This is a genomic window from Mesorhizobium sp. P2_F7 (assembly GCF_056403695.1).
In genome coordinates, this window is record NZ_JBFUFA010000001.1 from 1,020,336 (window position 1) to 1,046,781 (window position 26,446).

Below are 26,446 nucleotides of genomic sequence, written 5' to 3' on the forward strand. Positions count from 1 at the left end.
GTGACAGCAAAGCCGTTTGCGGCCTGCGCCAATTCCCGCTAAGACGCCGCCGTCCTTACCCACATCCAAGGAACCAAGCCGATGACGGAGATCACCGCCACCGCCGAAATGCAGGCCGCACTGCTTTCGCGGGCCCTGCCCTATATGCAGCGCTACGAGCACAAGACGGTCGTGGTGAAGTATGGCGGCCATGCCATGGGCGATATCGAGCTCGGCAAGGCTTTTGCGCGCGACATCGCGCTGTTGAAGCAATCCGGCGTCAACCCGATCGTCGTCCATGGCGGTGGGCCGCAGATCGGCGCCATGCTGGCCAAGATGGGTATCGAATCGAAGTTCGAAGGCGGCCTGCGCGTTACCGACCAGAAAACGGTCGAGATCGTCGAAATGGTGCTGGCCGGCTCGATCAACAAGGAGATCGTGGCGCTGATCAATGCCGAGGGCGAATGGGCGATCGGCCTGTGCGGCAAGGACGGCAACATGGTGTTCGCCGAAAAGGCGCGCAAGACCATGATCGACCCGGACTCCAACATCGAGCGGGTGCTCGATCTCGGTTTCGTCGGCGAGCCGGTCGAGGTCGACCGCACGCTGCTCGATCTTCTGGCGCGCTCCGAAATGATCCCGGTGCTGGCGCCGGTGGCGCCCGGCCGCGACGGCCACACCTACAACATCAATGCCGACACGTTTGCCGGCGCCATCGCCGGCGCCTGCCAGGCGACGCGCCTCTTGTTCCTGACCGACGTGCCCGGCGTGCTCGACAAGAACAAGAAGCTGATCGACGAGCTGACGGTGGCGGAAGCCAAGGCACTGATTAAGGACGGCACGGTGTCGGGCGGCATGATCCCCAAGGTCGAGACCTGCATCGAGGCGATCGAGCGCGGCGTCGAAGGCGTCGTTATCCTCAACGGCAAGACGCCGCATTCGGTGCTGCTGGAACTGTTTACCGAACACGGCGCCGGCACGCTGATCGTGCCCTGAACGGCTGCTGGCCGCAGCCCGCCGATCAAGCTGCCAGTCTATCAGGCGGATTGGGGCAAGCGCGCGATGACCTTTATTTCGAAGTCAAAGCCGGCTAACCAATTGACGCCGACCGCAGTCCAGTTGGTGTAGGGTGGTTCACCGAGCACCTTCAGGCGAACGGCATCGATCGCTCCCCACTGCGCGGCGGGATCGGTGTGGAAGGTGGTCACGTCGACAATATCATCGAATGTACAGCCGGCGGCCTTCAGCACGGCGGCGAGATTGTCGAAGGCGAGCTGGACCTGCTTTTCGAAGACCGGCTCGGGTGACCCGTCCTCGCGGCTGCCGACCTGGCCCGAGACGAACAGGAAGTCGCCTGAGCGGATCGCTGCTGAATAGCGGTTGATCTCGTAGAGAGCCTGCCGGTCGGCAGGGAAGATCGCGTCACGTTTGGTCATTTTCACTCCATCTGGACAAGGCAGGCTCCCGACGATCTCGGCCTGCGCTCCGGGGCGGTCACATACGCCCCGTATGTTCGAGATGGGTACATACGCCGCGTATGTCAATACACATACGTCGCGTATAACCATGAAATGACAGCAAGCAGGTCAGGCGCCCGGCGAGATCGCGGCGACAGCTTCGGCCTGCTTGCGCGGCGGACGCACGACGACCATCGATTCTTCCTCTGCGTCCTGCGGCGCGCCCCAGAATTCGGCGAGCGTCGGGCCATCCTTCAGGCGGCAGTCCCACGCCAGGAAACCCCAGACTTCGCGGAACCAGACGCGGCGGCCCATTTTCGTGTACCAGCGCATCGAATGGCGCTGTTCGGGATCGGGATGGAAGAGAATGCGCGCCAGCGCCTTCGGCCGCGACTGCACCGCAACCTCGATCAGCTTGACCGAAAAGAACAGCATCCACGGTTTCAGCCGGGTCATCTGCAGCACCTGGTGCTTGTAGTCCCACAGCCGGGCGTCGGTCTGGATCACCTTGCGGTCGCGGGCAATGCGGAAGAACGGCGTCCAGCGGTGCGGGGTGACATAGAGCGCCTGGATCTGGTCGGGATCATAGGCAAGCAGCTGGCGGAAGCCGCGCCACAAATCGCGAAAGGTCTCGTCCTCGAAACCCACCACCCAGGTCGCCATCGACAATATGCCGTGCTGGCGCAGCAGCCTGATCGCCTCGCGGTCGGACGAGGTGCTGCCACCCTTGCGGATCAATTGAAGTGTCTGCTCGTCGGTGTTTTCCATGCCGAGCAGCCAGCGGATGACGCCGGCCTTGCGGTAGAGATGCAGAACGTCGGCGTCGCGCACGATGTCGTCGGCGCGGGTCGAGCCGACGATCAGCACCGGTACGTTCTCGGCGATCAGCGCGTCGAGAAAAGCGCGCCAGGCTTTCTTCGACACTGTCGGGTTCTCGTCGGCCAAATTGATCAGTTCGACGCCGTGCTGGCGATGCAGCCAGGCGATCTCTTTTGCAAACTTCACCGGATCGCGGTGTCGCCAGCGGGTCCAGAAGCCGCGCTGGCCGCAGTAGTTGCACAGATGCGGACAGCCGCGCGAGAACTGCATGACCACGGCGCGCTTGCCGCCCCAATAGCTGTAACGGCTATGGTTGATCAGCTCCCAGCCGACGCGATACTCATCGAGGTTGGCGATGGTGCCGGCCGGCCGCGTCGCGGAGGGACGGCCGAGATCGTCGCGATAGGCGATGCCGGCGACGTTGGCCAGCGGCCGGCGGTTGTCCAGCGCCCCGACGAGGGCTGCGATGGTCGCCTCGCCCTCGCCGCGCACGATGAAGTCGAAAACATCCGTCGCCGCCAGTATGTCGCGCCAGTGATAGGTCGGGAACACGCCGCCATAGATCATAATGGTGGCCGGCTCGAGCTCCTTGACCATGCGGGCTATGGTGAGTGCGGTGGTATGCGCCGAGGTCGAGCCTGAATGGCCGATCAGGATGCAGTCAGGCTGGCTGCTCAAGGCATCGCCCACGAGTGTGTCCAACGGCATCGGCCCGAACTCGGCATCGACCAGGCGCACGTCATGGCCGGCGTCGAGCAGCGGCCCGCCGATTGCCAGGAGACCGAGCGGCGGCAGATGGTCGTCGGGCACGCGGCTGCCGATGGCGGTGTGCGGCGGATTGATCAGCACGATGTTCATGACGGACCTCCCGGGAGTTGGTCCGCGCATGCTGGTTGTCGATGTGGACGTCCGCTTGGCCTGTTTCAGCAGGTTGCGTGCAGCTTTTCCTCAGGTGCTGATTGTGGGGCGTTCTGCACGTCCCCTACAGCTGGATAGTGCTAGCGAATTCGCATAGCCCACTCTCGGAAGTTTTCAAGAAGCGAACGAAGGTGGAGTGGGCCGCCATGGCCATGAAACGCGTTCCCCTCCGTCCAGCATTGCCACCAGTCGGTTTCATGTTCGTAGTTGTACGAGATCGGATCGAGGGTCCGCCCGTCGCAGTCCGTCCCTGCAAGGTCGATCTTCAATGACCAGCCCGGGTTATCGATGGTGTCGATCGAAACACCAAACGCATGCTCCCAATCCCCATTGCATTGGGCCTCATACCAGCGCGCTAGCCAATCTAGAACATCCATCCAGCCAAGCTATCGGACCGGCCACAGCATGGGAAGGTGAGGCGATATCACCGCCTTAGATGGGCGAGCGGCACATGGCCGGGGCCCTTGATGTTCTGCAACACCAGCTGGGTGTGGACGTCGCGCACACCGGCAAGCCGCATCAGCCGGTGCATGACGAAAGCGTTGAGCTCATCGACCGACGGCACCATCACATGCAGCAGGAAATCGTGGTCGCCGGTCATCGTCCAACACGACGACACCTCGTCCATGCGCTGCACGGCGGCGATGAAGGTCTCGGGCGAACCGTCGCTGTGGCTGACCAGCCGCACCTCGATGAACACTTCGACCATCAGGCCGACGGCGCGGCGGCTGAGCACGGCGGCAAACCCCTTGATGATACCGGCCTCCTGCAGCGCCTCGAACCGGCGCGCGCATGGCGTCGTCGACAGGCCGATCTCCTGCGCCAGCTCGGAGACGGGCTTTCTCCCGTCGCGTTGCAGGATGTCGAGCATCTTGATCTCGAAATCGTCAAACTGAGGCATTTTCACTCTCCTTCAGCATTTGTGTGGTGACTTTTACCTCAAATCCTGTCTCGAAGCCATCATCAAAGCTGAATTGCCTCGCCGGCTGCCGGTAGATTTGGCGAACAGATTCGAAGTCACATGATCAGGGGAGAAGAACCATGACGACGATGAGCGTTGCCGAGTATGCCCGTGATTGCGCGGCGCAAGGGTTGCGTGGCGATTATTCGGTCTGCCGCAGCGATTTCACCGTGGCGCAGGGCTATGATTACAGCGCCGAGGAGCAGGCGGTGTGGCGCACGCTGTGCGACCGCCAGACCAAGCTGACCCAAAAACTGGCGCACCATTCCTATCTCGATGGCGTCGCCACGCTTGGCCTGCTCGACAGGATCCCGGATTTCGGCGCGGTCTCAGACAAGTTGCGCAAGCTGACCGGCTGGGAAATCGTCGCCGTACCCGGCCTCATTCCGGCGGCACCCTTCTTCGACCATCTCGCCAACCGGCGCTTTCCGGTGACCAACTGGCTGCGCACAAAGGAAGAGCTCGACTACATCGTCGAGCCGGACATGTTCCACGACTTCTTCGGCCATGTGCCGATCCTGACGCAGCCGGTGTTTGCCGATTTCATGCAGATGTATGGCGAGAAGGCCGAGAGCGTGATTGCGCTGGGCGGCGACGAGATGATCACCCGCCTCTACTGGTACACCGCCGAATACGGGCTGATGCAGGAGAAGGGCCAGCCGCTAAAAGCTTTCGGCGCCGGGCTGATGTCGTCCTTCACCGAATTGCAGTTCGCCGTCGACAGCAAGGATGCGCACCATGTGCCGTTCGACCTCGAAACGGTCATGCGCACCGGCTACGAGATCGACAAGTTCCAGCGGGCCTATTTCGTGCTGCCGTCCTTCGACGTGTTGCGCGATGCGTTCCGGACCGCCGATTTCAAGGCGATCGTTGCTCGCCGCAAGGGTCAGCCAGCGCTGGATCCGGCGACGGTCTAGCAAATCCGGAACCAGTGTTTAAGGCGTAGCGCGGAGAAACAAAGACCTGAAGCGCGTCGCGTGAATCCGTTTCAACGCGACGCGCTTCGGGCGCTCGATCCCGCTGGCCTATTGCATGGCGGACGGGTTCATCCACAGGAACTCCCAGACGTTGCCGTCGGGGTCTTCGATGTGGCGGTTGAACATGAAACCGAGATCCTGCGCAGGGTTGGGATCGGCGCGGCCGCCGGCCGCCACGCCCTTCTCGACTATCGCATTGACCTCGTCCTTGCTGTCTGTGGTGAGCGCTATCAGCATCTGGCTGTCACGCTTGGCGTCGCCGATCTGCCGTGCCGTGAACTGGCTGTAATGTCCGTGCGTCAGCAGCATGACCCCAATGGAGTCTGAGAACATGATCGAGCTGGCCTGGTCGTTCGAGAACTGCGGATTGAGCGTGCCGCCGATCGCGAGATAGAACTTGGTCGCTGCCTGCAGATCGCGCACCGGTAGATTGAGGAAGATCATCTTGGTCATCGGTCTAAGCCTTGCCTTCGTTGACAGGTACTAGTCAGTCCAGTACCGTTTTCATGGCTATCACGTGGGAACGGTACCGTCTAGTACCGGTCAAGGGAGCGCGATGAAAATCGACGGTGAGACGAGATCGGAACGCAAGGATCGTGAAATCATCCAGGCGGCCACGGCGGCGTTCATCGCTAAGGGTTATGACGGGACCAGCATGGAAGAAATCGCCACCAGGGCGGGAGCTTCCAAGCAGACCGTCTACAAGCATTTCACCGACAAGGAGACGCTGTTCGGCGAAGTCGTTCTGTCGACCGCTACACAAGCCAACGACATCATCGAGTCCGTGACGACGCTGCTTTCCGAGGCGAAATTCATGGAGGGTGGGCTGCAGCAGCTTGCTCGACGTTTGATAGCGGTTCTCATGGATGAAGAGTTGTTGAAGCTGCGGCGCCTAATTATCGCCAACGCGGACCGAATGCCGCAGCTTGGCCGCAGTTGGTACGAAAAGGGCTTCGAGCGCATGCTTGGCTCAATGGCGTCCTGCTTTCAAAAGCTCACCACTCGCGGACTGATACTAACCAGTGATCCCCATCTGGCAGCCAGCCATTTTTTTGGAATGCTTCTTTGGATTCCCATGAACGAAGCCATGTTCACGGGAAGCAACCGGCGTTCCAAAGCCGAACTTGAACGACACGCGGATGCCTCGGTGGAGGCGTTTCTTGCCGCCTATGGAGTCCAGCCGAAATAGTCTCGTCCCTGCCGATATATGCGGTAACACCGCGAACACATCGGCATCCTATCGCCCGAGCGCGTCCGTTCCCTCGGCTTTCAGCCGCGCCAGCTGGTCACGCTGCAGGTCGAGTGCGGCGTGGACGAAGCGCGATATGGTGGCCAGTTCCGCGTCGCTGAAGGTAGCGACGACTTTCTCGCCTTCGCGCGCGATGGCGCCGTAGTAACGGGCCGACAGGTCCCGCGTCGCCTCGGTCGCCTCAATCACCACCTTGCGCCTGTCCTCGAGACTGCGCGTACGCGTCAGGTAACCGCGCGCTTCCAGCCGGTCGATCAGCGCCGTCACGGCAGCCGGCGTCAGGCCGGTTGCGATCGCGATAGCGCCGGCCGATTGCGGGCCGCCGTAGAGCAGCCCGATGCAATGGCGTTCGGCCATGTTCAGCCCAAGCCTTGCCCCCACCGCTTCGTCATAGGCCTGTGTGGCGTCCTGCCATTGCATGATGGCCAGGCCGATGGCCGTCGTCATGTCCTCGCGATTCTGGCTTGACGAATTTGTTTCGATCATCTAATTATCAATCTGTCTAACATTTAGACCATTGCATCAATATGCGGTTCCGCCTCGGACATAGCAAGGGCCTGCCGCCGACAAGGAGTGAAAAATGAGCCTGATCCAGCAACGTGCGCCGCTCTCCCACGAGGAAGAGTACAAATACGCCGAGATGGCGATGAAATGGTATGGCTGGGGCTCGCCCATTGGCCTCGGCATATTGCTGGTAGCGCTGGCCGCCGCAGCCGTGCTGGTGCGCATCGCCGTCTACGGCCTTTAGAGGCTGTTCCATCCCGATGAATCGGGATGAAGCTCTACCTTCCACTGAGCGTGACCCTTCCGAAAACCGGTTTCGGAATCACGCTCTAGTCCAGATCTGAATCCACCCAAAGGCGCGCCAGGGCGGCGCCGGCAGCAATCCTGCCGGCGCTGTCCGCTTTTGGCGGTCAGACGGTGATGACTGCGTCACACCTGGGTGACTGCGTCACACCTGGGATGACTGCGTCACCCCGGGACTGCGTCACACTGTGATGACCTTGCTCAGATGATCGCCGAGCCGGCAGGCAAGGGCGGTGATCGTCGTCGTCGGGTTGCATTCGCCCGAGGTGCAAAACACCGAGGAGCCGCCGACATAGAGATTGTCCATGCCGTGAACCTTGCAGTTGGCGTCGACCACGCTTTTGGTCACATCGGTGCCCATGCGCGTGCCGCCCATGTGATGATGTCCGGCCAGTTCCTCATCGGTCGGGTAGTCCTGGCCGTTGGCAAGCCAGTCCATGATGCGGACGCGGCCGAGGTCCTTCTCGATCAGCGTCGTACCGAACAGTTTGAGCCCCTCCAGAATGGTGCGGCGCTCCAGCGGCGACTTCTTCCAGTGCAGCTTGATGCGCGGCACGCCGGCATGGTCGACATCGGTCTTCGACAGTTCGATCTGGTTCGAAGCTAGCGGCGCCTGTTCCCAGGCGACGTAGAGCTGGGCCGCACAGCGCAGATTCTGGCTGAGCTGATAGGCCACCCACTCGGCGGCGTCGGGCGCTGTGCAGGCGAGGTCGGCAATCAGGCTCTTGACGCCGGCATAGGGGGTTTCGATCAGGCGGATGCCGAAATTCATGATCTGCAGCCGCTCCATCGCGGCAAGCGTCGGCGAGAAGAAGGCCTCGTTGACGGCGTCGACCTCGAACTCGCTGTAGTCAGCCAGGATGGCATTGCCGCCCTCGAAGGTCGGATGTTCCATCCAGTAGCGGCCAAGCGCCGTCGCGTTCGGCACCACCCCACCGTTCGAGCGCTGGTTCGACCACAGAAGCAGCCGTGAATTCTCCAGTCCGCCGGTGCAGACGATGAAATAATCGGCGCTGAAGGCGCCGGCATCCTGGCCGTTCGACCACAGCCTGGCGCCGGTCACCCGCTTGCCGTCGCCTGCAAGTTCGGTGGCATAGGTGTTGAGCACAACGGCGATGCTCTTGCTCTTGTCGAGCTCATCGGCGAATTTCTCGCCAAAGCGCACGGCCGGGCTCTTGATCAACTGCACCCAGCGTATGTCGTCCGAAATCGGCACATCGGGCCGGAAGTCGGGAAGCTCGAGTATGTCATGCACCTCGGGCAGAAAAGGCTCGATGTCGGCGCGGCTGATCGGCCAGCCGGTGTCCGGCGCCCACGCCTTGGGCTCGAAATCTTGGCTGTCGAGCACCCGGCACCAGCCGGCCCAGTGGTTCGACGAGCCGCCCATAAAGCGCAGCCGGGTGATGTCGAGGTCGAAATAGGGATCGCCGACCGTGGTGCCGCGGTAGAAATCCTGCGACTCGTCGCTGAATTCGCGCGAGCCGGCCTCCAGCACCACGACCGGAATGCCGGCGGCGCCAAGCTTCCTGGCGATGGTGGTGCCGGCAGGCCCTGAGCCGAGGATGCAGACCTTGGGTTTGAAATCCGAGGCGCGATACGCCTCGTAACTGTCGAAGATCATGCCAGGTCGCTCCGCTTCAGGATCCAGCCATTGACCTCGACGATCTCGTCGGGATCGGCATGGGGGCGGTCGCTGTCAGGCAGCTTGCGAAACAGCTGTAACGCCGGCATCGCAATCAGCGCCTGCACGATGGTGCGGCGCGATATTTTCTTGATGAAGAAACTCATGACACGTCTCTCGATGGGGGCCTTCGATCCACGCATGGCGTTCCCTGAACGGCACACGTGCCGGCCAGACAGGCCATTTCCGTGCCAGTCCTAGCGGGTAAACGGCTTACAACCGGGTAAACGGCGCGGTTGCGTAAAAACAATGTTAGCAAATCCTTAGCGAGCATGGGCAGGAGCCTCAGGCGGCCTCTGAAATGTCCCGGTCCAGGATCGACAGATTGCGGCCACGGTGCTTGGCCTCGTAGAGCCGCAGGTCGGCAGCGCGCATAAGTTCCGAAACATTGGCGTCCTCGCCGCAAGTGATGCCGCCAATGCTGACGGTCAGCGGCACCGTGCGCTCGTCGACCGGGCGGAAGCGGATCAGCTCGACTTCGCGGCGGATGCGCTCGGCGACGCGCCTGGCCTCCGCGCCCGTGGCGCCGACCAGGAAGGCGCCGAACTCCTCGCCGCCGATGCGGCCAAGCACGTCGCCGCTGCGCACGCCACGCTCGATGGCGCTGGCGATCAACAGCAGCGCGTCATCGCCGGTCAGGTGGCCAAAACTGTCGTTGATCGCCTTGAAATGGTCGGCGTCGATGATCAGCAGCGCGCCGCGATCGGATTTGCGCCGCGAGCCGTCGAGTGCGGCAAAGAAGCTCTCGCGGTTGAGCATGCCGGTCATGTCGTCGCGGCTCGCCTTCTCCGACAGACGCCGGTGCGCGGCGGCGAGCTGGGCATGCGCGCGGGCGAGGTCGCGATGCGCGCCTTTCAGCCTGTCGCTCTGCCAGAAGGTGCTGGCGCAAGCGATCCAGGCGAGCGCCAGCGGGCACACCGTTGACGTCAGCCAGATGGTGCGACTGACCGGAAAACCCATGGCGGGAACGATAATAAGCGTCAGCAAAAGCGAGACGGCTACCGAGCCGAACGCGACGGCGGCGGACTTTAAAACTATGCGACTCATCGCTGGCTCCCACTGAACCGTCTCTGTGCCAGCAAGCCCTGAAGGCCACCTTTCGGCGATGGCTAAAATTTGAATGGTGAGCCCATTTTTACAACTCTAGATGCGTATAGGTTGTGGATAAGCCTGCCATCAGAAAGGGGTTCGAACGGCAGATATTTCGTGCCATAAGGACGCCATGACCACGTCGCCCGATCCCGCCCGCTTCGCCCATGTCACCGACTGGGTGTTCGACCTCGACAACACGCTCTATCCGCATCATTCGAATCTGTTTTCGCAGATCGACGTCAAGATGACGGCCTATGTCGGAGAATTGCTGACGCTGCCGCGTGACGAGGCCCGCAAGCTGCAGAAGGAACTCTATCTCGAATATGGCACGACGCTGAACGGGCTGATGACGCGCCACGGCATCGACCCCGACGACTTCCTCGAAAAGGTGCACGATATCGACTATTCGTGGCTGGTGCCCGATCCGGTGCTCGGCACCGCCATCCGCCAGCTTCCAGGCCGCAAATTCATCTTCACCAATGGCGACCGCAGGCATGCCGAGCGGACCGCGCGCCAGCTCGGCATCCTCGACCATTTCGACGACATATTCGACATCGTCGCCGCCGGGCTGACGCCGAAGCCGTCGCGCCAGACCTATGAGAAGTTTGCCGAACTGCATGCCGTCACCGGCCACAATGCAGTGATGTTCGAAGATCTCGCCCGCAATCTGGCGGTGCCGAAATCGCTGGGCATGACCACGGTGCTGGTGGTGCCGCGCAATTTCGAACCGACCTTTGCCGAGATCTGGGAACGCGACCCGGCCAATGAGGACGACGTCGATTTCGTCACCGACGACCTTGCCGGTTTTCTCACCGCAATCGTTGAGGTCGACGCCTGAAGCGTCTCACCTCCGTCGAGGAGCGGATCGATACCGCCGCTCATGGCGTGCTCGACCGGCTGCCGGCGCACGGGCTCTCCGGCGCGCTGGTCGAATTCCTCGTGTTCGGCCTGAAGCAGGCTTGGGCCTGCCTGTTCGGCGGCGCCATGCTGGCCTTGATCATCGCCACGAAATTCTCGTGGCCCGAGCATGCCATGTTGGCGCGCTACGACTTTTTGTTCCTCGCCGCTTTGTCTGTTCAAATCGCCATGCTGGTCTTGCGGCTGGAGACGCTGGAGGAGGCCAAGGTCATTCTTGTCTTCCACATTGTCGGCACCGCCATGGAGATCTTCAAAACCTCGGCCGGCTCGTGGATTTATCCCGAGGACAATTTGATCCGTATCGTCGGCGTGCCGCTGTTTTCGGGGTTCATGTACGCGGCGGTCGGCTCCTATCTCGCCCGTATCGCGCGCATCTTCGACTTTCGCTACGGCTCCTACCCACCGTTCGGGGCCACCGTGCTGTTATGTCTGGCGATCTATGCGAACTTCTTCACGCATCATTTCATGATCGACCTGCGCTACGGCCTGTTCGCGGCGACGGCGGCACTCTATTTCAGAACCGTCGTTCACTACCGGGTCTTCCGCTTTCGCCACAAAATGCCTTTGCTGGTCGGCTTTCTCCTGGTCTCGGCATTCATCTGGTTCGCCGAAAACATCGGCACATGGTCGCGCGCCTGGATCTACCCCAATCAAAGCGCGGGCTGGACCCCGGTGTCGATTAACAAGCTCGGCGCCTGGTACTTGCTGATGATCATATCCTTCGTTCTGGTCACGCTCATCCATCGGCCGCAACCACTGGCCGGCGAGGGCGGTTCTCAGAGCTTATAGAACCGGCTGATAATCCCCCACGCCTCATCCGCGGTTTCGACGAAGTCGATAATGTCCTGGTCGCCGGGCGTGATGGTGCCTTGTTCGGCCAGGAAATCGAGGTCGATTGCTCTTTTCCAGAACGATTTGCCGAACAGGATCACCGGCACGCGCTCCATGCGGCCGGTCTGGATCAGCGTCAGCGTCTCGAAGAACTCATCCATGGTGCCGAAGCCGCCCGGAAACACCGCAACCGCCTTGGCACGCATGACGAAGTGCATCTTGCGGATGGCGAAATAGTGAAAGTTGAAGCACAGCTCCGGCGTCACGTAGGCGTTGGGTGCCTGCTCGTGCGGCAGGACGATGTTGAGGCCGATCGACGGCGCGCCGACATCGTCGGCGCCGCGATTGCCCGCCTCCATGACGCCAGGCCCGCCGCCGGTGACGACGACGAATTCGCGATAATAGGACGTGGCCGACTGCTGCGAGCAGAGGCGGGCAAATTTGCGCGCCTCCTCGTAATATTTGCTGTTTTCCTCGAGGTTCTTCTTCTGCGTCTCGTTCTTGGCCGCCCAGGCCTCGCCGCCGGGCTCGGGAATGCGCGCGCCGCCGAACAGGATCACCGTCGAGCGGATGCCGCGTTCGGCCAGGATCATTTCGGGCTTCAACAGTTCCAGCTGCAGCCGCACCGCGCGCAATTCGCGACGCGTCATGAAGTCGGGATCGTTCCAGGCGAGACGATAGGTGTCGGCGCGCGTCTGCGGGGTGTCCGGCACGCTTTTCGAGCGCTCCAGATCCTCGTCCGAATGCGGCAGCGGCGTCCATCCCGCCTTTTCCATAGGAGTCATATGCTTTACCCGTCCCAACAGTTCACTTGCGCCGTCCCATGGCGCACGCGCGATTGACCCCCAATACGCCTTAACATAGGGTCCGCGCGATTTTCAAAACAAGGTTAAGGCGATGGCCTTAACAGCGCGGTAACGGAGCAAAATCATGTCGAAGCCTGATCTGGCGAGCCTCGAAAAGACCATCGAGAAGGCCTTCGAGGAGCGCGACACGATTTCGACCGCGACCCGCGGCGAAACGCGCGACGCCATCCAGTCCGCACTCGACCTGCTCGACCGCGGCACGGTGCGCGTCGCCGAGCGCCAGGCCGACGGCAAGTGGCATGTCAACCAGTGGCTGAAGAAGGCAGTGCTGCTGTCGTTCCGGCTCTTTCCGATGGAGATCATCAAGGGTGGCCCCGGCCAGGCGGTGTGGTGGGACAAAGTGCAATCGAAGTTCGACGGCTGGAGCGCGGTCGATTTCGAAAAGGCCGGCTTCCGCGCCGTGCCGTCGTCAATCGTGCGCCGTTCGGCCTATGTCGCGCCGGGCGCGGTGCTGATGCCGTCCTTCGTCAATGTCGGCGCCTATGTCGATAGCGGCACCATGGTCGACACCTGGGCATCGGTCGGCTCCTGCGCCCAGATCGGCAAGAACGTGCACCTGTCGGGCGGCGTTGGCATTGGCGGTGTACTGGAGCCGATGCAGGCCGGCCCGACCATCATCGAGGACAATTGCTTCATCGGCGCGCGCTCGGAAGTGGTCGAGGGCTGCATCGTGCGCGAGGGCTCGGTGCTCGGCATGGGCGTGTTCATCGGCCAGTCGACCAAGATCGTCGACCGCGCCACCGGCGAGGTCTTTTATGGCGAAGTGCCGCCGAATTCCGTCGTCGTCGCCGGCTCGATGCCGGGCAAGGCCTTTCCGAACAACGAGCCGGGCCCTGGCCTCTACTGCGCCGTCATCGTCAAGCGGGTCGACGCCAAGACCCGTTCCAAGACCTCGATCAACGAATTGCTGCGCGATTGATCTTTTCTGCAAACGGACGCACCTTCCGCCGGCGCGACATTCCGTCGCGCTGATTCCGCATGGAGGGGTGACATGGACTGGAAGTATCTTCTGACGAGCTATGAAGGCCGCATCAACCGCGCCAAATTCTGGGCTTGTGTTGGTGTGATATTCGTCGGCGCCATCATCGCCATCATCATCGACAACATCATCGGCACCAATTTCAACGGCATGCCCTACGGTTTCGTCTACCTGATCTATGTGATCGCCACGCTCTATTTGGTCTTCGCCGTCTACGCCAAGCGCTGGCATGACCGCAACAAGTCGGGCTGGTGGACACTTATCGCGCTGGTGCCATTCATCGGAGCTATCTGGCTTATCGTCGAGCTGGGCATCCTCGAAGGCAACAGGGGCGCCAATCAATACGGACCGGATCCGCTTGGCTGAAAAAACAGACCTCATTTGGCTTTTCTTCAAAACCTCAGGCCGCGTCAGCCCCAGTGCATACGCGCTGGCCGGCCTGCTTTTGCTGCTTGCCCAGTTTTTCCCGCTTTACCAGTTTGCCAGACTGGAGCCCGGCACCGCAAATAGCCAGGTGTGGGCCACTGTGTTCTGGACCGTGGTGCTGATTTCGACCTGGTCGAGCTTCGCGGTCACGGCAAAGCGTTTCCATGATTTCGGCAAGCCGACTTACTACGCGTTGATCTCTCTCATCATCGGCCCGATTCTTCTTCTTATTCTAGCCTGCTTCAGAAGTGATCCCGGGCCCAACCGCTACGGCCGGCACACCAATTCTCCTGCACAAGCCTGAGGGCCGACCGGATATCTCGCCATGCGCTACCGCACGCTTGATCCGAAACTGATCATCGACACCGCCGAGCGGCTGGAAGGGCGCGTCGCCGAGCGTTTTCCCGAGGCCGGTCTGCGCGGCGTCGCCGCCGAACTGGTGTCGCTGTCGCGCGACCTGGCCAAGGCAGCGCAAGCGCTCGAAGCGCCGATCTGGTGGCTGCGCGGCGCCATCGTCGCCGCCGTCGCCGCCGGCGCGCTGATCTTCCTGTTCGTCGGCACCATCCTGCCGCTGATCCATATCTCGCAGGCAGACGACGCGGTGCAGTCGGTGCAAGGCATCGAAGCCACCATCAACATGATCATCCTCGCCGTGCTCGGTCTGCTGGCGCTGATCCGCACCGAGGAGCGCATCAAGCGCAAGCGGGTGTTTCGCCAGCTGCATGGGCTGAGGTCGCTGATCCATGTCATCGACATGCACCAGCTGACCAAGGATCCGGCCGCATTGTCTGTAAACTTCAGGCCGACCGCGCATTCGCCGGCGCGTATCACCAATGCCGCGGACCTCGCGCGCTACCTCGACTATTGCTCGGAAATGCTGTCGATCACCGGCAAGATCGCGGCGCTGTTCGCGCAGTCGGTCAATGACGATGTGGTCATCGATGGCGTCAACGACGTCGAGAACCTGGCATCCAACCTGTCGCGCAAGATCTGGCAGAAGATCACGCTGATCGAGAACCACCCGGCGGCGCAGCCGCTGCCGGCGCCAGGCCCGGCGAGCAAGGCGCCGGCTCCGGGGCGCGCCCCAAAGCTGTGACGCGGTGCCGGCGCCCGCCTGCTTTTTCCGGGCCAAGGCCCGACGCTCGCGGCGAGTAGCCTATCCGGTGACGGCTTCCGGCGTCAGCCCGGGTGAGCCGCGCTTTTCCCGCTCGGCCTGCCGCACCAGCGCGGTGACCCTATTCAGCAAAGGCGCCGGCGTGCCGGCCTTTTCGGCGAGGCTCAGGACCGTTCCCTGCAGGTCGCCGATCTCGGTTGGCCGGCCGCGCTGGAGATCGTCCCACATCGACGAGCGCGCCTGCGGGTCGATGGCGAGCATGCGCCTCGCCACCAGCCGGAACAGCCAGTCCGGCAGCCGGAGCAGTTTCGGCAGCAGGCCGGGACGCAGGCCGCCGATCCGCGCCGGGGCAATGCCTGATGCCTTCATCGCCGCCAGCGCCTCGTCGATCTGACCGGCAAGGATCATCCGCCAGCGGCGGTCGGCAAGCTCGCTCGCCAGCGGCAGGCCCGACAGCGCGACGAGCGCGTTGTTGAGGTTGATCAGCAGCTTGCCCCACTGCACTGCCTTGATGTCGGCATGGGTTTCGACAGCAAGGCCTTCGACATCGAGAAGGCCGGCGAGGCCGGCCATACCGTCTTCGATCATCACCTTGCCGTCGCTGGCGCGATGCACGTGAAGCGGCAAGGCGCCTTCGGCCGACTGGACGACATTGAACGGCACCATGCCGGCCAGCACCGGTCGAGAGCCCAGCCCGGTGCGCAACCGGTCGGCATTGCCGACACCGTTCTGCAGGCTGACCACCACGACATCACTGCTCGCGTGTGCGGCAATGAGCGCCGCCATCTCCTCGGTGGCGCCGTTCTTGACCGTCACCAGCACCACGTCGGCATTGCCCAGAGCGGCGGCCGGGTCGGCGGTGACGGAGACCGGCCTGACGGATCGGTCGCGACCGTCGAGGTCGGTGACACGCAGCCCACCGCCCAGCAAGGCCTCCGCGATGCGCGGCCGCGCCAGAAACACCACCTTGCGTCCGGCCAGCGCCAGGCAGCCGCCGACATAGCAGCCGATACTGCCGGCGCCGGCAATGACGATGGTCTTTTCGGCGTTGGCCATGCGATAATCCGGTGTTGGCCTGCACTATACGACATGAAAACCATAATGTCGGCGGCAGGACCGGTCATCATCTCTGACCGTGACAGGCCTTTCGCTTTCGATTATCGCTTTGCCCATGACATTGCCGACCGATCCCGCCGCCAACCTCGCGACCCTCATACGCTGCGCCTCCGTAACACCCGCCGAGGGCGGTGCGCTGGCCGCGCTGGAAGGCATGCTGAAGCCACTCGGCTTTTCCGTCGAACGCCCGGTGTTTTCCGAAGACGGCACGCCCGACATCGAGAACCTTTATGCGCGCCGCTCCGGCAATGGGCCGCATCTGATGTTTGCCGGCCATACCGACGTGGTGCCTGTGGGCGACGAGGCGTCGTGGACGCATCCGCCCTTTGGTGCCGAAATCGCCAAGGGCGAGATGTTCGGCCGCGGCGCCGTTGACATGAAGGGCGGCATCGCCTGTTTCATCGCCGCGGTGGCGCGCCACGTCGAGACAACGGGCGGCCCGAAAGGCTCGGTCTCCCTGCTGATCACCGGTGACGAAGAGGGCCCGGCCATCAACGGCACGACAAAACTGCTCGACTGGGCGGCCGCCAAGGGCGAGAAGTGGGACGCCTCGATCGTCGGTGAGCCGACTAATCCGGACGCGCTCGGCGACATGATCAAGATCGGCCGGCGTGGCTCGATGTCGGGCAGCGTCACCGTCAACGGCCGCCAGGGCCATGTCGCCTATCCCTTGCTTGCCGACAATCCGGTGCGCGGTCTGATGAGCCTGGTCGAGGCCCTGCTCCACCCTGTCTTCGATAAGGGGACCAAGGATTTCCAGCCGACCAATCTGGAAGTGACCTCGATCGATGTCGGCAATCCGGCGACCAATGTCATCCCGGCCAAAGCGACAGCCACCTTCAACATCCGCTTCAACGATACGTGGACGGCCGAGACGGTGCAGGCCGAGATCCATAACCGCCTCGACCAGGCGGCCAAGCGCAAGAAATACCGGACCGGCAAGAAGGCGCCTGTCGACTATGAGCTCGTGTGGCGCGACCGGCCGAGCCATGTCTTCTTGACACGCGACGACAAGCTGATCGACGCGCTGCGCGGCTCGATCAAGGCGGCGGTCGGCAAGGAGCCGGCGCTCTCCACCTCCGGCGGCACCTCGGACGCCCGTTTCATCAAGGATTATTGCCCGGTGGTCGAGTTCGGACTGGTCGGCAAGACCATGCATATGGTCGATGAACGCGTCGCATTGGCCGACCTCGAAACGCTGACCCAGATCTACCAGCGCTTCATCGAAGACTGGTTCGAGCAAGGCTGATCATGCTTTCGGTTGACGAGACCTCTTCATCGCTTACCGGCGCCTGGCGGCTGATGCTCGGCAAGGCCGACGGATTGCGGCTGCTCGACCTGTCGGCGGACGGTTTCTGGAATTCCTTCTTTGCCATCGTCGTCGCTGCGCCGGCGATGATCGTCGGCTGGGTCGGCACGGCCAACGAGATCGGCGACCCCAATGCGTTTGCCGGGCGGCTGGGCATGTTGGTCCGCCTGGCAACCGTCGACCTCGGCTCGTGGCTGCTGCCGCTGGTCGCGCTTGCCCTGGTCGCGTCGCGCGCCGGCATTGGCGACCGCTTCGTCCACTACGTCGTCGCCAGCAACTGGGCGTCGGCAATCACCGCCTGGATGCTGCTGCCATCGGCGTTGATCCGGCTGTTCCTGCCGCCCGGCAACCCAGTCGCCGAATTGGTGTGGCTGGTTCTGGTGGTGCTATCGCTGGTGCTCACCTGGCGGATGACCAATGCCGCGATCGGCAAGGGCGCGGCTGTGGGCAGCGCCGTGTTCGCAGGCATGTTGGTGGTGTCCCTGGCCGTCTTGTTCGGCCTGGTGGCGCTGCTCGGCATCACCGTACCGACGGCCGCCCCGGCCTAGAATTTTTCCGGATAGTCGACGCCGATGAGGAAAAGCCCATCGGGCGGCGCCACCTGACCGCAGGCTGCGCGGTCTTGCGCATCGAGCGCGGCCTTGAGATCGGCAGCCGTCCAGCCGCCGTCGCCGACGCGTTTCAGCGAGCCGACCATGGAGCGCACCTGGTTGTGCAGGAACGAGCGCGCCGAGGCCCTGACTTCGATCAGGTCGTCCTGGCGGCTCACATCGAGCCGCTCCAGCGTCCGCACCGGACTGTTGGCCTGGCACTGGGTCGAGCGGAAGGTGGTAAAGTCATGGCGGCCGAGCAGGACTTTCGCCGCTTCGTGCATGGCGTCCGCATCGAGCCGCTTCGGCACCCACCAGACCTTGCCTTTTTCCAGCGCTGCCGGCGCGCGCCGGTTGAGGATGCGGTAGAGGTAGTGCCGCCCGGTGGCCGAGAAACGGGCATCGAAATCGCCGGGGACAACCGCCGCCTGCAGGATGGCGACGTGCGCGCCTGCCGCCTGCAGATGCGCGTTGATGGCGTCGCGCACCTTGTCGTTGGGCCACGCCTTGGCGAGGTCGACATGCGCCACCTGTGCGGTCGCATGCACGCCGGCATCGGTACGGCCGGCGGCGCGCAACCGCACCGCCTCGCCGCTGAATTTCTCGATCGCCTGCTCTATCGCCTGCTGCACCGAAGGCTGATCCGCCTGGTGCTGCCAGCCGGCGAAGAGGCTGCCGTCATATTCGATATCGAGACGAAAACGCGGCATACACTCGCCGTTTAGGCGGCGAGTGCGGTAAAGGCCTGGGCGTAGACCAGTTTGCCTTTTTCAGGGGCGTCACCCCAGGCCAGCGCCTGCAGCGCCTCACCCTGGTATTCGCTCTCGAAGTTTTCGGCGCGCGCATGGTTGTAACCGAAGCGGCCGTAATAGGCCGGATCGCCCAAGACAACTGCGAGCACTTCGCCGGCGTCCTTGAGGCGGATATGCGCCTCGCGGATCAGCGCACCGCCAATGCCCGAACCATGGAAAGACGGCTCGACCGCCAAGGGCGCCAGCGCCACTGCCGGGAAGCTCTTGCCGCCATTCTGCACATACAGCCTGGAGAACAGAATGTGGCCGACCACCTGGCTGTCTTCTTCCGCCACCAGCTCGACAACGGCGTCGCCGCCGGTGACCAGCGCGTCGACCAGACCGGCCTCCGCCTGCTGGCCGAATGCGTGTTCCTCGACGAGGCGAATAGCCTCGCGGTCCCGCGGCGTTGCCGCGCGTATCGACATCATGCTCATGAGAATTTCATTCCTTTTTCGATCTTGGCCCCGCGCAGAAACTCCTGCGCGGCAGCGGGCCTTCCGCCCGCCCGTTGAACTTCGACCAGCCTGACTGCGCCTGTTCCGCAGGCGACCGTCAGCCGGTCATCGAGAATTCCTCCCGACTCGCCCATGCCTTCAGAAAGCGTGCCTTCAGAAAGCGTCGAGCGAAGCAGTTTCAGCCGTTCTGTGCGGCCGCCAATGTCGGCCTCGCACCAGGCGCCAGGGAATGGCGACAGGCCGCGAATGTGATTGTGGACCTCGCCAGCCGGCCGCGTCCAGTCCACACGCGTCTCCGATTTATCGACTTTCCTGGCGTAGGTCACCCCGTCAGTCGCCTGCAAGGCCGATGCCAGCGTATTTGTCTCCAATCGGGACAGCGCTTCCACCATCAGGGTAGCGCCAATGTTCATCAAGCGATCGTGCAGATCGCCGGCCGTCATATCGGGTCCGATGGCGCATTTTTCAACCAGTGCCACCGGGCCGGTGTCCAGCCCCTCTTCCATATGCATCACCATCATGCCGGTCTCAGTATCGCCGGCCATGATGGCGCGCTGGATGGGAGCAGCACCACGCCATCGCGGCAAAAGCGAGGCATGGCCGTTGATACAGCCGAGCCGCGGAGCCTCCAGAATAGCTTTCGGCAACAGCAAACCATAAGCGACGACGATGGCGACATCGGCCTGCAGGGCGCGGAAAGCGGCCTGTTCGGCCTCGCTCTTCAGCGAAATCGGCGAGCTTACCGCGACATCAAGCCGCTCGGCCTCGCGCTGCACCGGCGACGGCGTCAGTTCCAGCCCACGGCGGCCTGCGGCGCGCGGCGGCTGGGTGTAGACGGCTGCCATCTCGTGTCCGGCCTCGGCGATCGCGCGCAGCACCGGCACCGAAAATTCCGGCGTGCCCATGAAGATGACGCGAAGCGGCATCTTCCTATCCCACCAGCTTGCCCGGCGCCTTGTCCTTGGCGAGCTTCTTGAACTTCTTGACCACCATGTCGCGTTTAAGCTTCGAGATGTGGTCGATGAACAACACGCCATTGAGGTGGTCGATCTCGTGCTGCAGGCAGGTTGCCATCAGGCCTTCGGCCTCGATCTCCTGCAGCTTGCCGTCACGGTCGAGATATTTCACCCGCACCGAAGCCGGGCGCTCGACCTCGGCGTAATAGTCGGGGATCGACAGGCAGCCTTCCTCGTAAACCGACCGCACGTCCGCGCTTTCGAGCACTTCGGGATTGATGAAGACTTGCGGCGCCGGCGTCTCGTCTTCCTTGGCGAGGTCGATGACCAGCATGCGCACAGGCTCGCCGATCTGGATCGCGGCGAGCCCAATGCCCGGCGCGTCATACATGGTCGCCAGCATACTGTCGGCCAGTTTGCGCACGGACGCGTCGACGCGTTCGAGCGGTTTGGAAACCTGGCGCAGGATGGGATCGGGAAGGATGATGAGCGGCTTGATCGACATGGCGTCTCACCTAAGACGTCATGCGAAAAGCGTCAACCGGGGCGGTTTGCGCCCGTTCACGTTTTGATCTGTGCCAGGCCGGCGAATCGGCTATGCTGGCGGGATGAACGACCTGAATTCCATCCTTTCCGAGCCTGTCGCCCGGCTCGGCGCCACAACCATCACGCTCGGCCATGCGCTGGCCTTCGGCGCGATCGTGTTTCTCGGCCTGTTCCTGGCGCTGGTGGTCGCCCTGTGGCGGTCGGCCAGGGCGCGCACCATCGCGGCGGCGGAAGCTGCCGACCACGCCCGCGACGCCGAGGCGCGGATGGCTGGCATTCTGCAAAGCCAGGCGGAGATGCAGGGCCGCATGGGCGCCATCGCCGATGTGTTCGGCGCAAGGCAGGCCGAACTCAACCAGTCGATCGGCCAGCGGCTCGACGCCATGACCGGCCGCCTCGGCCAGACCATGACCGAGCAGACCAAATCGACGCATGAAAGCCTGGCCAAATTGCAGGAACGGCTGGCGGTGATCGACACCGCGCAAGGCAACATCCAGTCGCTGGCCGGCCAGGTCGTGCAGCTGCAGGCGATCCTGTCCAACAAGCAGACGCGCGGCGCCTTCGGCCAGTCGCGCATGGAGGCGATCGTCGCCGACGGCCTGCCGATGGGTGCCTATGAATTCCAGGCGACGCTGTCGAATGGCAGCCGTCCGGACTGCCTGATCAGGATGCCGAACGGCGCGCCGCAGCTTGCCATCGACGCCAAGTTTCCGCTGGAGGCCTGGAACGCCATCCGCGCCGCCGATGGCGCAGACTTGCAGAAGGTCGCGGCCCAGGCGTTTCGCCGTGACATCGAAATCCATGTCCGCGATATCGCGGAAAAATACCTGATCCAGGGCGAGACGCAGGACACCGCCTTCATGTTCGTGCCGTCGGAATCGGTGTTTGCCGAAATCCACGAGAATTTCGACGCTCTCATCCAGAAGGCGCACAGGGCTCGCGTCATCATCGTGTCGCCGTCGCTGCTGATGCTGTCGATCCAGGTCATCCAGGCCATCCTCAAGGACGCCCGCATGCGCGAACAGGCGCATCTGATCCAGGGCGAGGTGATCCGGCTGATGGAGGATGTCGCGCGCGTCGACGAACGCGTGCGCCGGCTGCAGACGCACTTCGGCCAGTCGGCCAAGGACATCGACGAGATACTGGTGTCGACATCGAAAGTGACCCGGCGCGGCCAGAAGATCGAGGCGCTGGAGTTTGGCGAAAGCGAAGCCGAAGCGCGCGGCGGACCCGCCAAGGCCGAACCCGGCGTGCGGATGGCAGATTCCAAGACGGGGCAGCTCAGGCTGCGTGTCGTCGAAGGCGACGATTAGACCGTAGCCACGATTACGTGTGCCTGAATCTTAGCGGCAACCTCGCCGCTGCCGTGTCTCGCCGTCATCGCGGCTGCGACATGATCGGTAGCGGTTTCCAGTTTTCCTCTGGCCTCGATTTCGTTGCGAAGCGGAGTTCCCTGGCAATAAGCAACGGCCGGAAGGCGCGGCGAGGAGGCACGGCTTTGTTCGGCTCTCGTCTCGATCGCCACACGGGAGAAACCTGCATCTTCCAGTTCGCGGCGGATGAGCGACGTGTCATGGTAGCCGTGCGGCGTGCGGGCTAGAAAGCGCGGCGGATCGTCCGGAAAAATCTCCGCAAGAGCGTTCGTCACATCATTGGCGAATACATTCTCTTCGATGCGATCCCATACGTTGAACAGGAAATGGCCTCCGGGTTTTAGGACGCGCCTTGCTTCACGATAGCCGGCGGCGCGGTCGGGAAAGAACATCGCGCCGAACTGACAGCAAACGAGATCGAAGGTCGCGTCCCCAAACGGCAGCGCCAGGGCATCCGCCTGGCGCCATTGGATGCGGCTGTCGGGAGCTTGCTGCGAAGCCGCAAAGTCGATCATCGGCTGGTTGAGATCGGTCACGACATAGCTTACGCCAGGCGACAGTTTTGGCGCCAATGCGCGGGTGACGACCCCGGTGCCTGCGGCGACTTCCAGGACGGCGCCGGGCGACAAGGACGCTGCCCGTCGTGCCATATCTGCGGCGAACGGCTCGAAAATCAACGGCACCATGTAACGGTCGTAGTTTTCCGGAATCGAGCCGGCAAACACCTTGTCCGTTTCCGACATTGCTATCCCCGCCATCCGTTTGATGGTGAGCCTAGCACATCATCGTCGGGTTTGGGCCCGTTAAACCGGAGGCAGGTGCTACTGCGCCTCCACGATGCTTATGCCCTCGAATTCCGGAAGCCAGTGCAGGGCCGATCGGTGCCATTTCTGCTGGGTCGGAACCAGATCCTCGCGTTGCCGCGCGGTCCCCGCCCTGATCCCATAGACCTTCGGGCCGTCGCCAACCGACGTTGCGTAAAGATGCGAACCGCAGTCGCCGCAAAAGGCCTGGGCGCGCTTGGCGCCACTCGATCCTGTCTTGATATAGAGCTTCGGCGTGCCCTTGGTGATCCGGTAGTGATCCTCAGGCGCGGGAACGGTGACCCGAAACGCGGTGCCGGTCAGTTGCTGGCAGTCGGTGCAATGACAGATGGAGGTCTTTTCCGGGTCGACCTCTGCTTCATAAGTGATGGCGCCGCAATGACACCCACCGTCGATTTTCATGGTTGCTCCTCCGAAATCCGTGGCCTGATCTTAGCGGGACAAGGTGACCGGGCCAACGGCGGACTTCTGGTCCAGCGCTAGAGCGTTTCACCGTTTCACGGAAACGGCGAACCGCTCTATCTCTTTGTTCTTGCGCAATTCCCAAGGGAAAGCGCTACGCGCTTTTCCCGGGAAAACCGCTCACACCTTTCCTGGAATTGCTCTAGTCCGACGCCGCTTCGACCACCTTGCGCCGCCGTTCCCAGGTTCCCGTCGTCTGCGGCTTGACGAACAGCCTGGTGATCTCCGGCATTTCTTTCTTCAAAAGCGCCTCCAGGCGCTCGACGCAGGCTTCGATCTCGGGCGCCGTCAGATGGTCCTCAAATTCGATGCTGAGGCCGGCGACGATCTCTTCGGGTCCCATGTGTACGGTGAGGACGCCGTTGGCCCGTTGCACCGCCGGGTCCTGCTGGGCAATGGCCAGCACCTTGGCCTGGACTTCCGGCGAGGCCGGCTCGCCGATGAGCAGGCCCTTGCTTTCCCGCGCGAGGAAGATGGCGGTGGCGCCGAGGATCACCGCGATACCGATGGAGGCGGCGCCGTCGAGCTCGGGCATGTCGAGGACCTCGGCCGCCAGGATGCCGGCGAAGGCGACGACGAGGCCGAGCAGGGCGGCGCTGTCCTCGAACAGCACGGTGTAGACACTCGGATCCTTGCTCGATTGCACAGCTTGCAGCCAGCCCTGCTTGCCCTTCTCACGGCGGAACTCCTTCAGCGCCACATACCAGGAGCTGCCCTCGAACAGCATCGAGAGGCCAAGAACGATGTAGTTGATTTTGGGATTGGCGACCGGCTCGGGCGCCATGATGTGGACGACGCCTTCATAGAACGACACGCCGGCGCCGAGCGCGAAGACCAGCAGCGCGACGATGAAACTCCAGAAATACAGCTCGCGGCCATGGCCGAGCGGATGCGTGCGGTCCGGCGGGCGGGCGGCGCGGTGCATGCCGTAGAGCAGCAGGCCGCCATTGCCGGTGTCGACCAGCGAGTGCACGCCTTCCGACAGCATGGCCGAACTGCCGGTGAAGAAGGCGGCGACGAATTTGGTCAGCGCAATGGCGAGATTGCCGGCGAGCGCCGCGTAGATGACCGTCTTCGACCCGCCATGCGCTGCCATGCTGTCCCTCCCAGGCACCCAATGTAGCGGCCCTGCCGCCGAAGCTCTACAGGCACCACAACGCACCAGTCGCCCGGTCGTTCAGGTTCTTGAAGGGTTGAGCGGAAAAGACGCCCTATTCGACGATCTCGTCCGTCCATACCTTGAAACCGGCCAGCGTGCCCGGTCCAAAAATATGGGTCAGCGGCACGTCGGCGGCATCGCGGCCGGAGGCGATCAGGATGCGGCCGATGCGCGGGGAATTGTTGCGCGGATCGAAGACATGCCAGCGGCCGCCGAGATAGACCTCCATCCAGGCGGCAAAATCCATGCTCGCCCAGGGTTTGGGGAGGCCGATGTCGCTGATGTAGCCGGTGCAGTAGCGCGTCGGGATGTTGAGCGCACGGCAGAAGGTAACGGCGAGGTGGGCAAAGTCGCGGCACACACCGCTTTGCTCGCGATAGGCCTCGGCCGCCGTGCGCGTCGGCCGCGCATTGCCGTAGCTGAAGACGATATGGTTGTGGACGAAGTCGCAGACCGCCTGGACGCGGGCAATGCCGAGCGGGGTATTGCCGAACAGCCGCCAGGCTTCGCTGGCCAGGAGATCGCTCTCGCAAAAGCGGCTGGGCAACAGGAACAGCAGTGTGTCCGACGGCAGGTCGCGCACCTCGTGCTGCCAGGCCATCAGGTCGCCCATCTCGAATGTGCCGGGGTCGCGGATCACGGAATCGGTGCCGAAGGTGAAGCGGCCGGGCGGGGCGACGAAACGGTTGCACCAGTTGCCGAAACTGTCGCGATAGCTCTGGATCGGCACCGGCGGGTTGGAGATCAGGAAATCCGGGCGCTCGAGATCGGATGCCCTGGAGTAGTGGACGTTGAGCATCGCGATCAGCGGCGTTTCCTGCGGAAAATCGAAACTCATCTCGCTGCCGATGTGGATTCGCATTGTCGTCCTGACCGGACTGCCTGATCATCGCCGGGCGAAGGCATGGCCGATGCTGCAGTGCGAAGACAACCATGGCACGGACCGGCATGGTTTACGAGCAAATTAGAAACCGGTTGAAAGCAGCCCGCTGTCGCTGGCGACAAGCGGCTAGCCTCTTGCAGTCCGGCGTTTCTCTTGTTTCACTTGACGTCCCACCAATTGGAGGACCGAATCATGGCTAAAGGTGCGATGAAGGCGGGCAAGGAAGCCCGCAAGCCGAAGAAGGACGCCAAGAAGCCCGCCGCGGCTCCGGCGCTCAAGGCGCCGCCCGTCAAGGCGATGAGGCTCAAGGAAAAGTAAGCCCACCTTGGACTATTGAAGTCCGGGCAAACCGTTTCGGCGCAGATTTTGACACCGGCGGCATGAACAATGCTGCCGGTGTTTTGTTGATCGGGCAAGCGAGGCCGCCTATATCGAGGCGGCGAGGACGACCTCGCGCTTTCCCCGAAAACCGGCCGGGACGACCCGCCATCCTCATGGAATGGAGTGCATCCCGATGTCGTGGATTTTTCTGTTTTTCGCCGGCCTATTCGAGATCGGCTGGGCGATCGGCCTCAAATACACCGACGGCTTCTCGAAGCCGCTGCCGACAGTGCTTACCGTCGCCTCGATGATCGTCAGCCTCGGCCTGCTCGGTCTGGCGCTGAAGACGCTGCCCGTCGGCACCGCCTATGCGGTGTGGACCGGTATCGGCACGGTCGGCACGGCGCTGCTCGGCATCTGGTTGCTGGGCGAGCCGGCGACCGCGATCCGGCTCGGCTGCATCGCGCTCATCGTCTGCGGCATTATGGGACTGAAGCTCGCCGCCTAAGCAAAGCAAGCAAATCGGCGCACAAATACGTTCAGGGTCGCTGGAGGGCGACCCTGATGTCCGACCGTTCGATCGA

34 protein-coding genes are annotated in these 26,446 nt (G+C 62.9%); 15 read left to right on the forward strand and 19 right to left on the reverse strand.

Features of this window, described 5'->3' with window-relative positions; translation table 11 throughout:
• The first annotated feature begins 81 nt into the window (after nucleotides 1-81).
• The gene (argB, locus tag AC1DZ8_RS04720) at nucleotides 82-975 is read left to right on the forward strand and encodes an acetylglutamate kinase (RefSeq protein WP_112559011.1); all 894 of its coding nucleotides are present in this window, start codon (nucleotides 82-84) and stop codon (nucleotides 973-975) included.
• A gap of 41 nt (nucleotides 976-1,016) precedes the next feature.
• Here the strand turns inward: argB and AC1DZ8_RS04725 are convergent, their stop codons facing one another.
• The 4 genes from AC1DZ8_RS04725 to AC1DZ8_RS04740 all read right to left on the reverse strand — a co-directional run bounded on the left by AC1DZ8_RS04725 (nucleotide 1,017) and on the right by AC1DZ8_RS04740 (nucleotide 4,074).
• Nucleotides 1,017-1,415 carry a RidA family protein gene (locus tag AC1DZ8_RS04725; protein WP_477304958.1) on the reverse strand — a complete coding sequence of 133 codons (399 nt, stop codon included), beginning with the start codon at nucleotides 1,413-1,415 and terminating at the stop codon, nucleotides 1,017-1,019.
• Nucleotides 1,416-1,565: 150 nt separating this feature from the next.
• Nucleotides 1,566-3,113, reverse strand: a complete 1,548-nt coding sequence (gene bchE / locus AC1DZ8_RS04730; protein ID WP_477400362.1) for a magnesium-protoporphyrin IX monomethyl ester anaerobic oxidative cyclase — start codon at nucleotides 3,111-3,113, stop codon at nucleotides 1,566-1,568.
• Nucleotides 3,114-3,253: 140 nt separating this feature from the next.
• Entirely contained in the window at nucleotides 3,254-3,550 is a 297-nt protein-coding gene (locus AC1DZ8_RS04735) for an immunity 53 family protein (protein ID WP_477304962.1), read from the reverse strand.
• A gap of 47 nt (nucleotides 3,551-3,597) precedes the next feature.
• Nucleotides 3,598-4,074 carry an Lrp/AsnC family transcriptional regulator gene (locus AC1DZ8_RS04740; protein ID WP_477232210.1) on the reverse strand — a complete coding sequence of 159 codons (477 nt, stop codon included), beginning with the start codon at nucleotides 4,072-4,074 and terminating at the stop codon, nucleotides 3,598-3,600.
• 140 nt (nucleotides 4,075-4,214) lie between these two features.
• Here AC1DZ8_RS04740 and phhA point away from each other — a divergent pair, with 140 nt between their 5' ends.
• On the forward strand, nucleotides 4,215-5,051 hold the full coding sequence (gene phhA / locus AC1DZ8_RS04745) for a phenylalanine 4-monooxygenase (RefSeq protein ID WP_477400364.1): 837 nt from the start codon (nucleotides 4,215-4,217) through the stop codon (nucleotides 5,049-5,051).
• A 108-nt stretch (nucleotides 5,052-5,159) separates the two neighbouring features.
• On the opposite strand, the gene AC1DZ8_RS04750 is transcribed toward phhA, so the two are convergent.
• On the reverse strand, nucleotides 5,160-5,564 hold the full coding sequence (locus tag AC1DZ8_RS04750; RefSeq protein WP_352582868.1) for a VOC family protein: 405 nt from the start codon (nucleotides 5,562-5,564) through the stop codon (nucleotides 5,160-5,162).
• A 103-nt stretch (nucleotides 5,565-5,667) separates the two neighbouring features.
• Between AC1DZ8_RS04750 and AC1DZ8_RS04755 the strand changes: the two genes are divergently transcribed.
• Entirely contained in the window at nucleotides 5,668-6,300 is a 633-nt protein-coding gene (locus AC1DZ8_RS04755) for a TetR/AcrR family transcriptional regulator (protein ID WP_477304969.1), read from the forward strand.
• 48 nt (nucleotides 6,301-6,348) lie between these two features.
• On the opposite strand, the gene AC1DZ8_RS04760 is transcribed toward AC1DZ8_RS04755, so the two are convergent.
• Nucleotides 6,349-6,846, reverse strand: a complete 498-nt coding sequence (locus AC1DZ8_RS04760) for a MarR family winged helix-turn-helix transcriptional regulator (protein ID WP_477304971.1) — start codon at nucleotides 6,844-6,846, stop codon at nucleotides 6,349-6,351.
• Between the two features lie 94 nt (nucleotides 6,847-6,940).
• On the opposite strand from AC1DZ8_RS04760, the gene AC1DZ8_RS04765 reads away from it, so the two are divergent.
• Entirely contained in the window at nucleotides 6,941-7,108 is a 168-nt protein-coding gene (locus tag AC1DZ8_RS04765; protein WP_181059834.1) for a hypothetical protein, read from the forward strand.
• A gap of 240 nt (nucleotides 7,109-7,348) precedes the next feature.
• On the opposite strand, the gene AC1DZ8_RS04770 is transcribed toward AC1DZ8_RS04765, so the two are convergent.
• The 3 genes from AC1DZ8_RS04770 to AC1DZ8_RS04780 all read right to left on the reverse strand — a co-directional run bounded on the left by AC1DZ8_RS04770 (nucleotide 7,349) and on the right by AC1DZ8_RS04780 (nucleotide 9,895).
• Nucleotides 7,349-8,788 (reverse strand): GMC oxidoreductase, encoded by a 1,440-nt coding sequence (locus AC1DZ8_RS04770; protein WP_477304975.1) that lies wholly within the window; start codon nucleotides 8,786-8,788, stop codon nucleotides 7,349-7,351.
• Nucleotides 8,785-8,955, reverse strand: coding sequence for a hypothetical protein (locus AC1DZ8_RS04775; protein ID WP_142870174.1), 171 nt, complete (start codon nucleotides 8,953-8,955; stop codon nucleotides 8,785-8,787). Before AC1DZ8_RS04775 ends, AC1DZ8_RS04770 begins: the two co-directional genes overlap by 4 nt.
• 178 nt (nucleotides 8,956-9,133) lie before the next feature.
• On the reverse strand, nucleotides 9,134-9,895 hold the full coding sequence (locus AC1DZ8_RS04780; RefSeq protein ID WP_477304977.1) for a GGDEF domain-containing protein: 762 nt from the start codon (nucleotides 9,893-9,895) through the stop codon (nucleotides 9,134-9,136).
• A 175-nt stretch (nucleotides 9,896-10,070) separates the two neighbouring features.
• On the opposite strand from AC1DZ8_RS04780, the gene AC1DZ8_RS04785 reads away from it, so the two are divergent.
• Both AC1DZ8_RS04785 and AC1DZ8_RS04790 read left to right on the forward strand, forming a co-directional pair.
• Nucleotides 10,071-10,778, forward strand: coding sequence for a pyrimidine 5'-nucleotidase (locus AC1DZ8_RS04785; protein WP_477304979.1), 708 nt, complete (start codon nucleotides 10,071-10,073; stop codon nucleotides 10,776-10,778).
• Complete coding sequence (locus AC1DZ8_RS04790) at nucleotides 10,775-11,647, forward strand: DUF817 domain-containing protein (RefSeq protein WP_477400414.1); 873 nt, start codon at nucleotides 10,775-10,777, stop codon at nucleotides 11,645-11,647. Before AC1DZ8_RS04785 ends, AC1DZ8_RS04790 begins: the two co-directional genes overlap by 4 nt.
• On the opposite strand, the gene AC1DZ8_RS04795 is transcribed toward AC1DZ8_RS04790, so the two are convergent.
• Complete coding sequence (locus AC1DZ8_RS04795) at nucleotides 11,635-12,474, reverse strand: LOG family protein (protein WP_477304981.1); 840 nt, start codon at nucleotides 12,472-12,474, stop codon at nucleotides 11,635-11,637. The genes AC1DZ8_RS04790 and AC1DZ8_RS04795 overlap by 13 nt on opposite strands.
• A gap of 145 nt (nucleotides 12,475-12,619) precedes the next feature.
• Here AC1DZ8_RS04795 and dapD point away from each other — a divergent pair, with 145 nt between their 5' ends.
• The 4 genes from dapD (at nucleotide 12,620) to AC1DZ8_RS04815 (ending at nucleotide 15,056) form a co-directional block, all read left to right on the forward strand.
• Nucleotides 12,620-13,474, forward strand: a complete 855-nt coding sequence (gene dapD / locus AC1DZ8_RS04800) for a 2,3,4,5-tetrahydropyridine-2,6-dicarboxylate N-succinyltransferase (protein ID WP_477304983.1) — start codon at nucleotides 12,620-12,622, stop codon at nucleotides 13,472-13,474.
• A 72-nt stretch (nucleotides 13,475-13,546) separates the two neighbouring features.
• Complete coding sequence (locus tag AC1DZ8_RS04805; RefSeq protein WP_477304985.1) at nucleotides 13,547-13,900, forward strand: DUF805 domain-containing protein; 354 nt, start codon at nucleotides 13,547-13,549, stop codon at nucleotides 13,898-13,900.
• Nucleotides 13,893-14,264: a DUF805 domain-containing protein gene (locus AC1DZ8_RS04810; RefSeq protein ID WP_477304986.1), complete on the forward strand. Its 372-nt coding sequence runs from the start codon at nucleotides 13,893-13,895 to the stop codon at nucleotides 14,262-14,264. The genes AC1DZ8_RS04805 and AC1DZ8_RS04810 overlap by 8 nt, the downstream gene beginning before the upstream one ends.
• Nucleotides 14,265-14,285: 21 nt before the next feature.
• Entirely contained in the window at nucleotides 14,286-15,056 is a 771-nt protein-coding gene (locus AC1DZ8_RS04815) for a hypothetical protein (protein ID WP_477304988.1), read from the forward strand.
• A 60-nt stretch (nucleotides 15,057-15,116) separates the two neighbouring features.
• On the opposite strand, the gene AC1DZ8_RS04820 is transcribed toward AC1DZ8_RS04815, so the two are convergent.
• A complete protein-coding gene (locus tag AC1DZ8_RS04820) occupies nucleotides 15,117-16,130 on the reverse strand; it encodes a 2-dehydropantoate 2-reductase (RefSeq protein ID WP_477304990.1) in 1,014 nt (337 codons plus the stop codon).
• Between the two features lie 115 nt (nucleotides 16,131-16,245).
• Between AC1DZ8_RS04820 and dapE the strand changes: the two genes are divergently transcribed.
• Entirely contained in the window at nucleotides 16,246-17,439 is a 1,194-nt protein-coding gene (gene dapE, locus AC1DZ8_RS04825) for a succinyl-diaminopimelate desuccinylase (protein ID WP_477304992.1), read from the forward strand.
• Nucleotides 17,440-17,441: 2 nt separating this feature from the next.
• A complete protein-coding gene (locus AC1DZ8_RS04830) occupies nucleotides 17,442-18,047 on the forward strand; it encodes a transporter (RefSeq protein WP_477304994.1) in 606 nt (201 codons plus the stop codon).
• Here AC1DZ8_RS04830 and truA read toward each other — a convergent pair.
• From truA to def, 4 genes are read right to left on the reverse strand one after another with little or no spacing between them, the layout of a single operon-like run.
• Nucleotides 18,044-18,799, reverse strand: coding sequence for a tRNA pseudouridine(38-40) synthase TruA (gene truA / locus AC1DZ8_RS04835; protein ID WP_477304996.1), 756 nt, complete (start codon nucleotides 18,797-18,799; stop codon nucleotides 18,044-18,046). The two genes, AC1DZ8_RS04830 and truA, sit on opposite strands and share 4 nt — an antisense overlap.
• Before the next feature lie 11 nt (nucleotides 18,800-18,810).
• Nucleotides 18,811-19,317 carry a GNAT family N-acetyltransferase gene (locus AC1DZ8_RS04840; protein WP_477304998.1) on the reverse strand — a complete coding sequence of 169 codons (507 nt, stop codon included), beginning with the start codon at nucleotides 19,315-19,317 and terminating at the stop codon, nucleotides 18,811-18,813.
• Nucleotides 19,314-20,264, reverse strand: a complete 951-nt coding sequence (gene fmt / locus AC1DZ8_RS04845) for a methionyl-tRNA formyltransferase (protein ID WP_477305000.1) — start codon at nucleotides 20,262-20,264, stop codon at nucleotides 19,314-19,316. Before fmt ends, AC1DZ8_RS04840 begins: the two co-directional genes overlap by 4 nt.
• Before the next feature lie 4 nt (nucleotides 20,265-20,268).
• Nucleotides 20,269-20,799, reverse strand: a complete 531-nt coding sequence (def, locus tag AC1DZ8_RS04850; RefSeq protein ID WP_477305002.1) for a peptide deformylase — start codon at nucleotides 20,797-20,799, stop codon at nucleotides 20,269-20,271.
• A gap of 103 nt (nucleotides 20,800-20,902) precedes the next feature.
• Here def and AC1DZ8_RS04855 point away from each other — a divergent pair, with 103 nt between their 5' ends.
• A complete protein-coding gene (locus AC1DZ8_RS04855; RefSeq protein ID WP_477305004.1) occupies nucleotides 20,903-22,153 on the forward strand; it encodes a DNA recombination protein RmuC in 1,251 nt (416 codons plus the stop codon).
• Here the strand turns inward: AC1DZ8_RS04855 and AC1DZ8_RS04860 are convergent.
• The 4 genes from AC1DZ8_RS04860 to AC1DZ8_RS04875 all read right to left on the reverse strand — a co-directional run bounded on the left by AC1DZ8_RS04860 (nucleotide 22,150) and on the right by AC1DZ8_RS04875 (nucleotide 25,520).
• Nucleotides 22,150-22,956 (reverse strand): class I SAM-dependent methyltransferase, encoded by an 807-nt coding sequence (locus AC1DZ8_RS04860; RefSeq protein ID WP_477305006.1) that lies wholly within the window; start codon nucleotides 22,954-22,956, stop codon nucleotides 22,150-22,152. The genes AC1DZ8_RS04855 and AC1DZ8_RS04860 overlap by 4 nt on opposite strands.
• Nucleotides 22,957-23,034: 78 nt before the next feature.
• A complete protein-coding gene (locus AC1DZ8_RS04865; RefSeq protein WP_477305008.1) occupies nucleotides 23,035-23,439 on the reverse strand; it encodes a GFA family protein in 405 nt (134 codons plus the stop codon).
• A gap of 202 nt (nucleotides 23,440-23,641) precedes the next feature.
• Nucleotides 23,642-24,595, reverse strand: a complete 954-nt coding sequence (locus AC1DZ8_RS04870) for a cation diffusion facilitator family transporter (protein ID WP_477305010.1) — start codon at nucleotides 24,593-24,595, stop codon at nucleotides 23,642-23,644.
• Between the two features lie 115 nt (nucleotides 24,596-24,710).
• Nucleotides 24,711-25,520, reverse strand: coding sequence for a transglutaminase-like domain-containing protein (locus AC1DZ8_RS04875; RefSeq protein ID WP_477305012.1), 810 nt, complete (start codon nucleotides 25,518-25,520; stop codon nucleotides 24,711-24,713).
• Between the two features lie 213 nt (nucleotides 25,521-25,733).
• On the opposite strand from AC1DZ8_RS04875, the gene AC1DZ8_RS04880 reads away from it, so the two are divergent.
• Both AC1DZ8_RS04880 and sugE read left to right on the forward strand, forming a co-directional pair.
• On the forward strand, nucleotides 25,734-25,859 hold the full coding sequence (locus tag AC1DZ8_RS04880) for a hypothetical protein (protein WP_006200611.1): 126 nt from the start codon (nucleotides 25,734-25,736) through the stop codon (nucleotides 25,857-25,859).
• A gap of 196 nt (nucleotides 25,860-26,055) precedes the next feature.
• Nucleotides 26,056-26,370: a quaternary ammonium compound efflux SMR transporter SugE gene (gene sugE, locus AC1DZ8_RS04885; RefSeq protein WP_181059856.1), complete on the forward strand. Its 315-nt coding sequence runs from the start codon at nucleotides 26,056-26,058 to the stop codon at nucleotides 26,368-26,370.
• The last annotated feature ends 76 nt before the right edge of the window (nucleotides 26,371-26,446 follow it).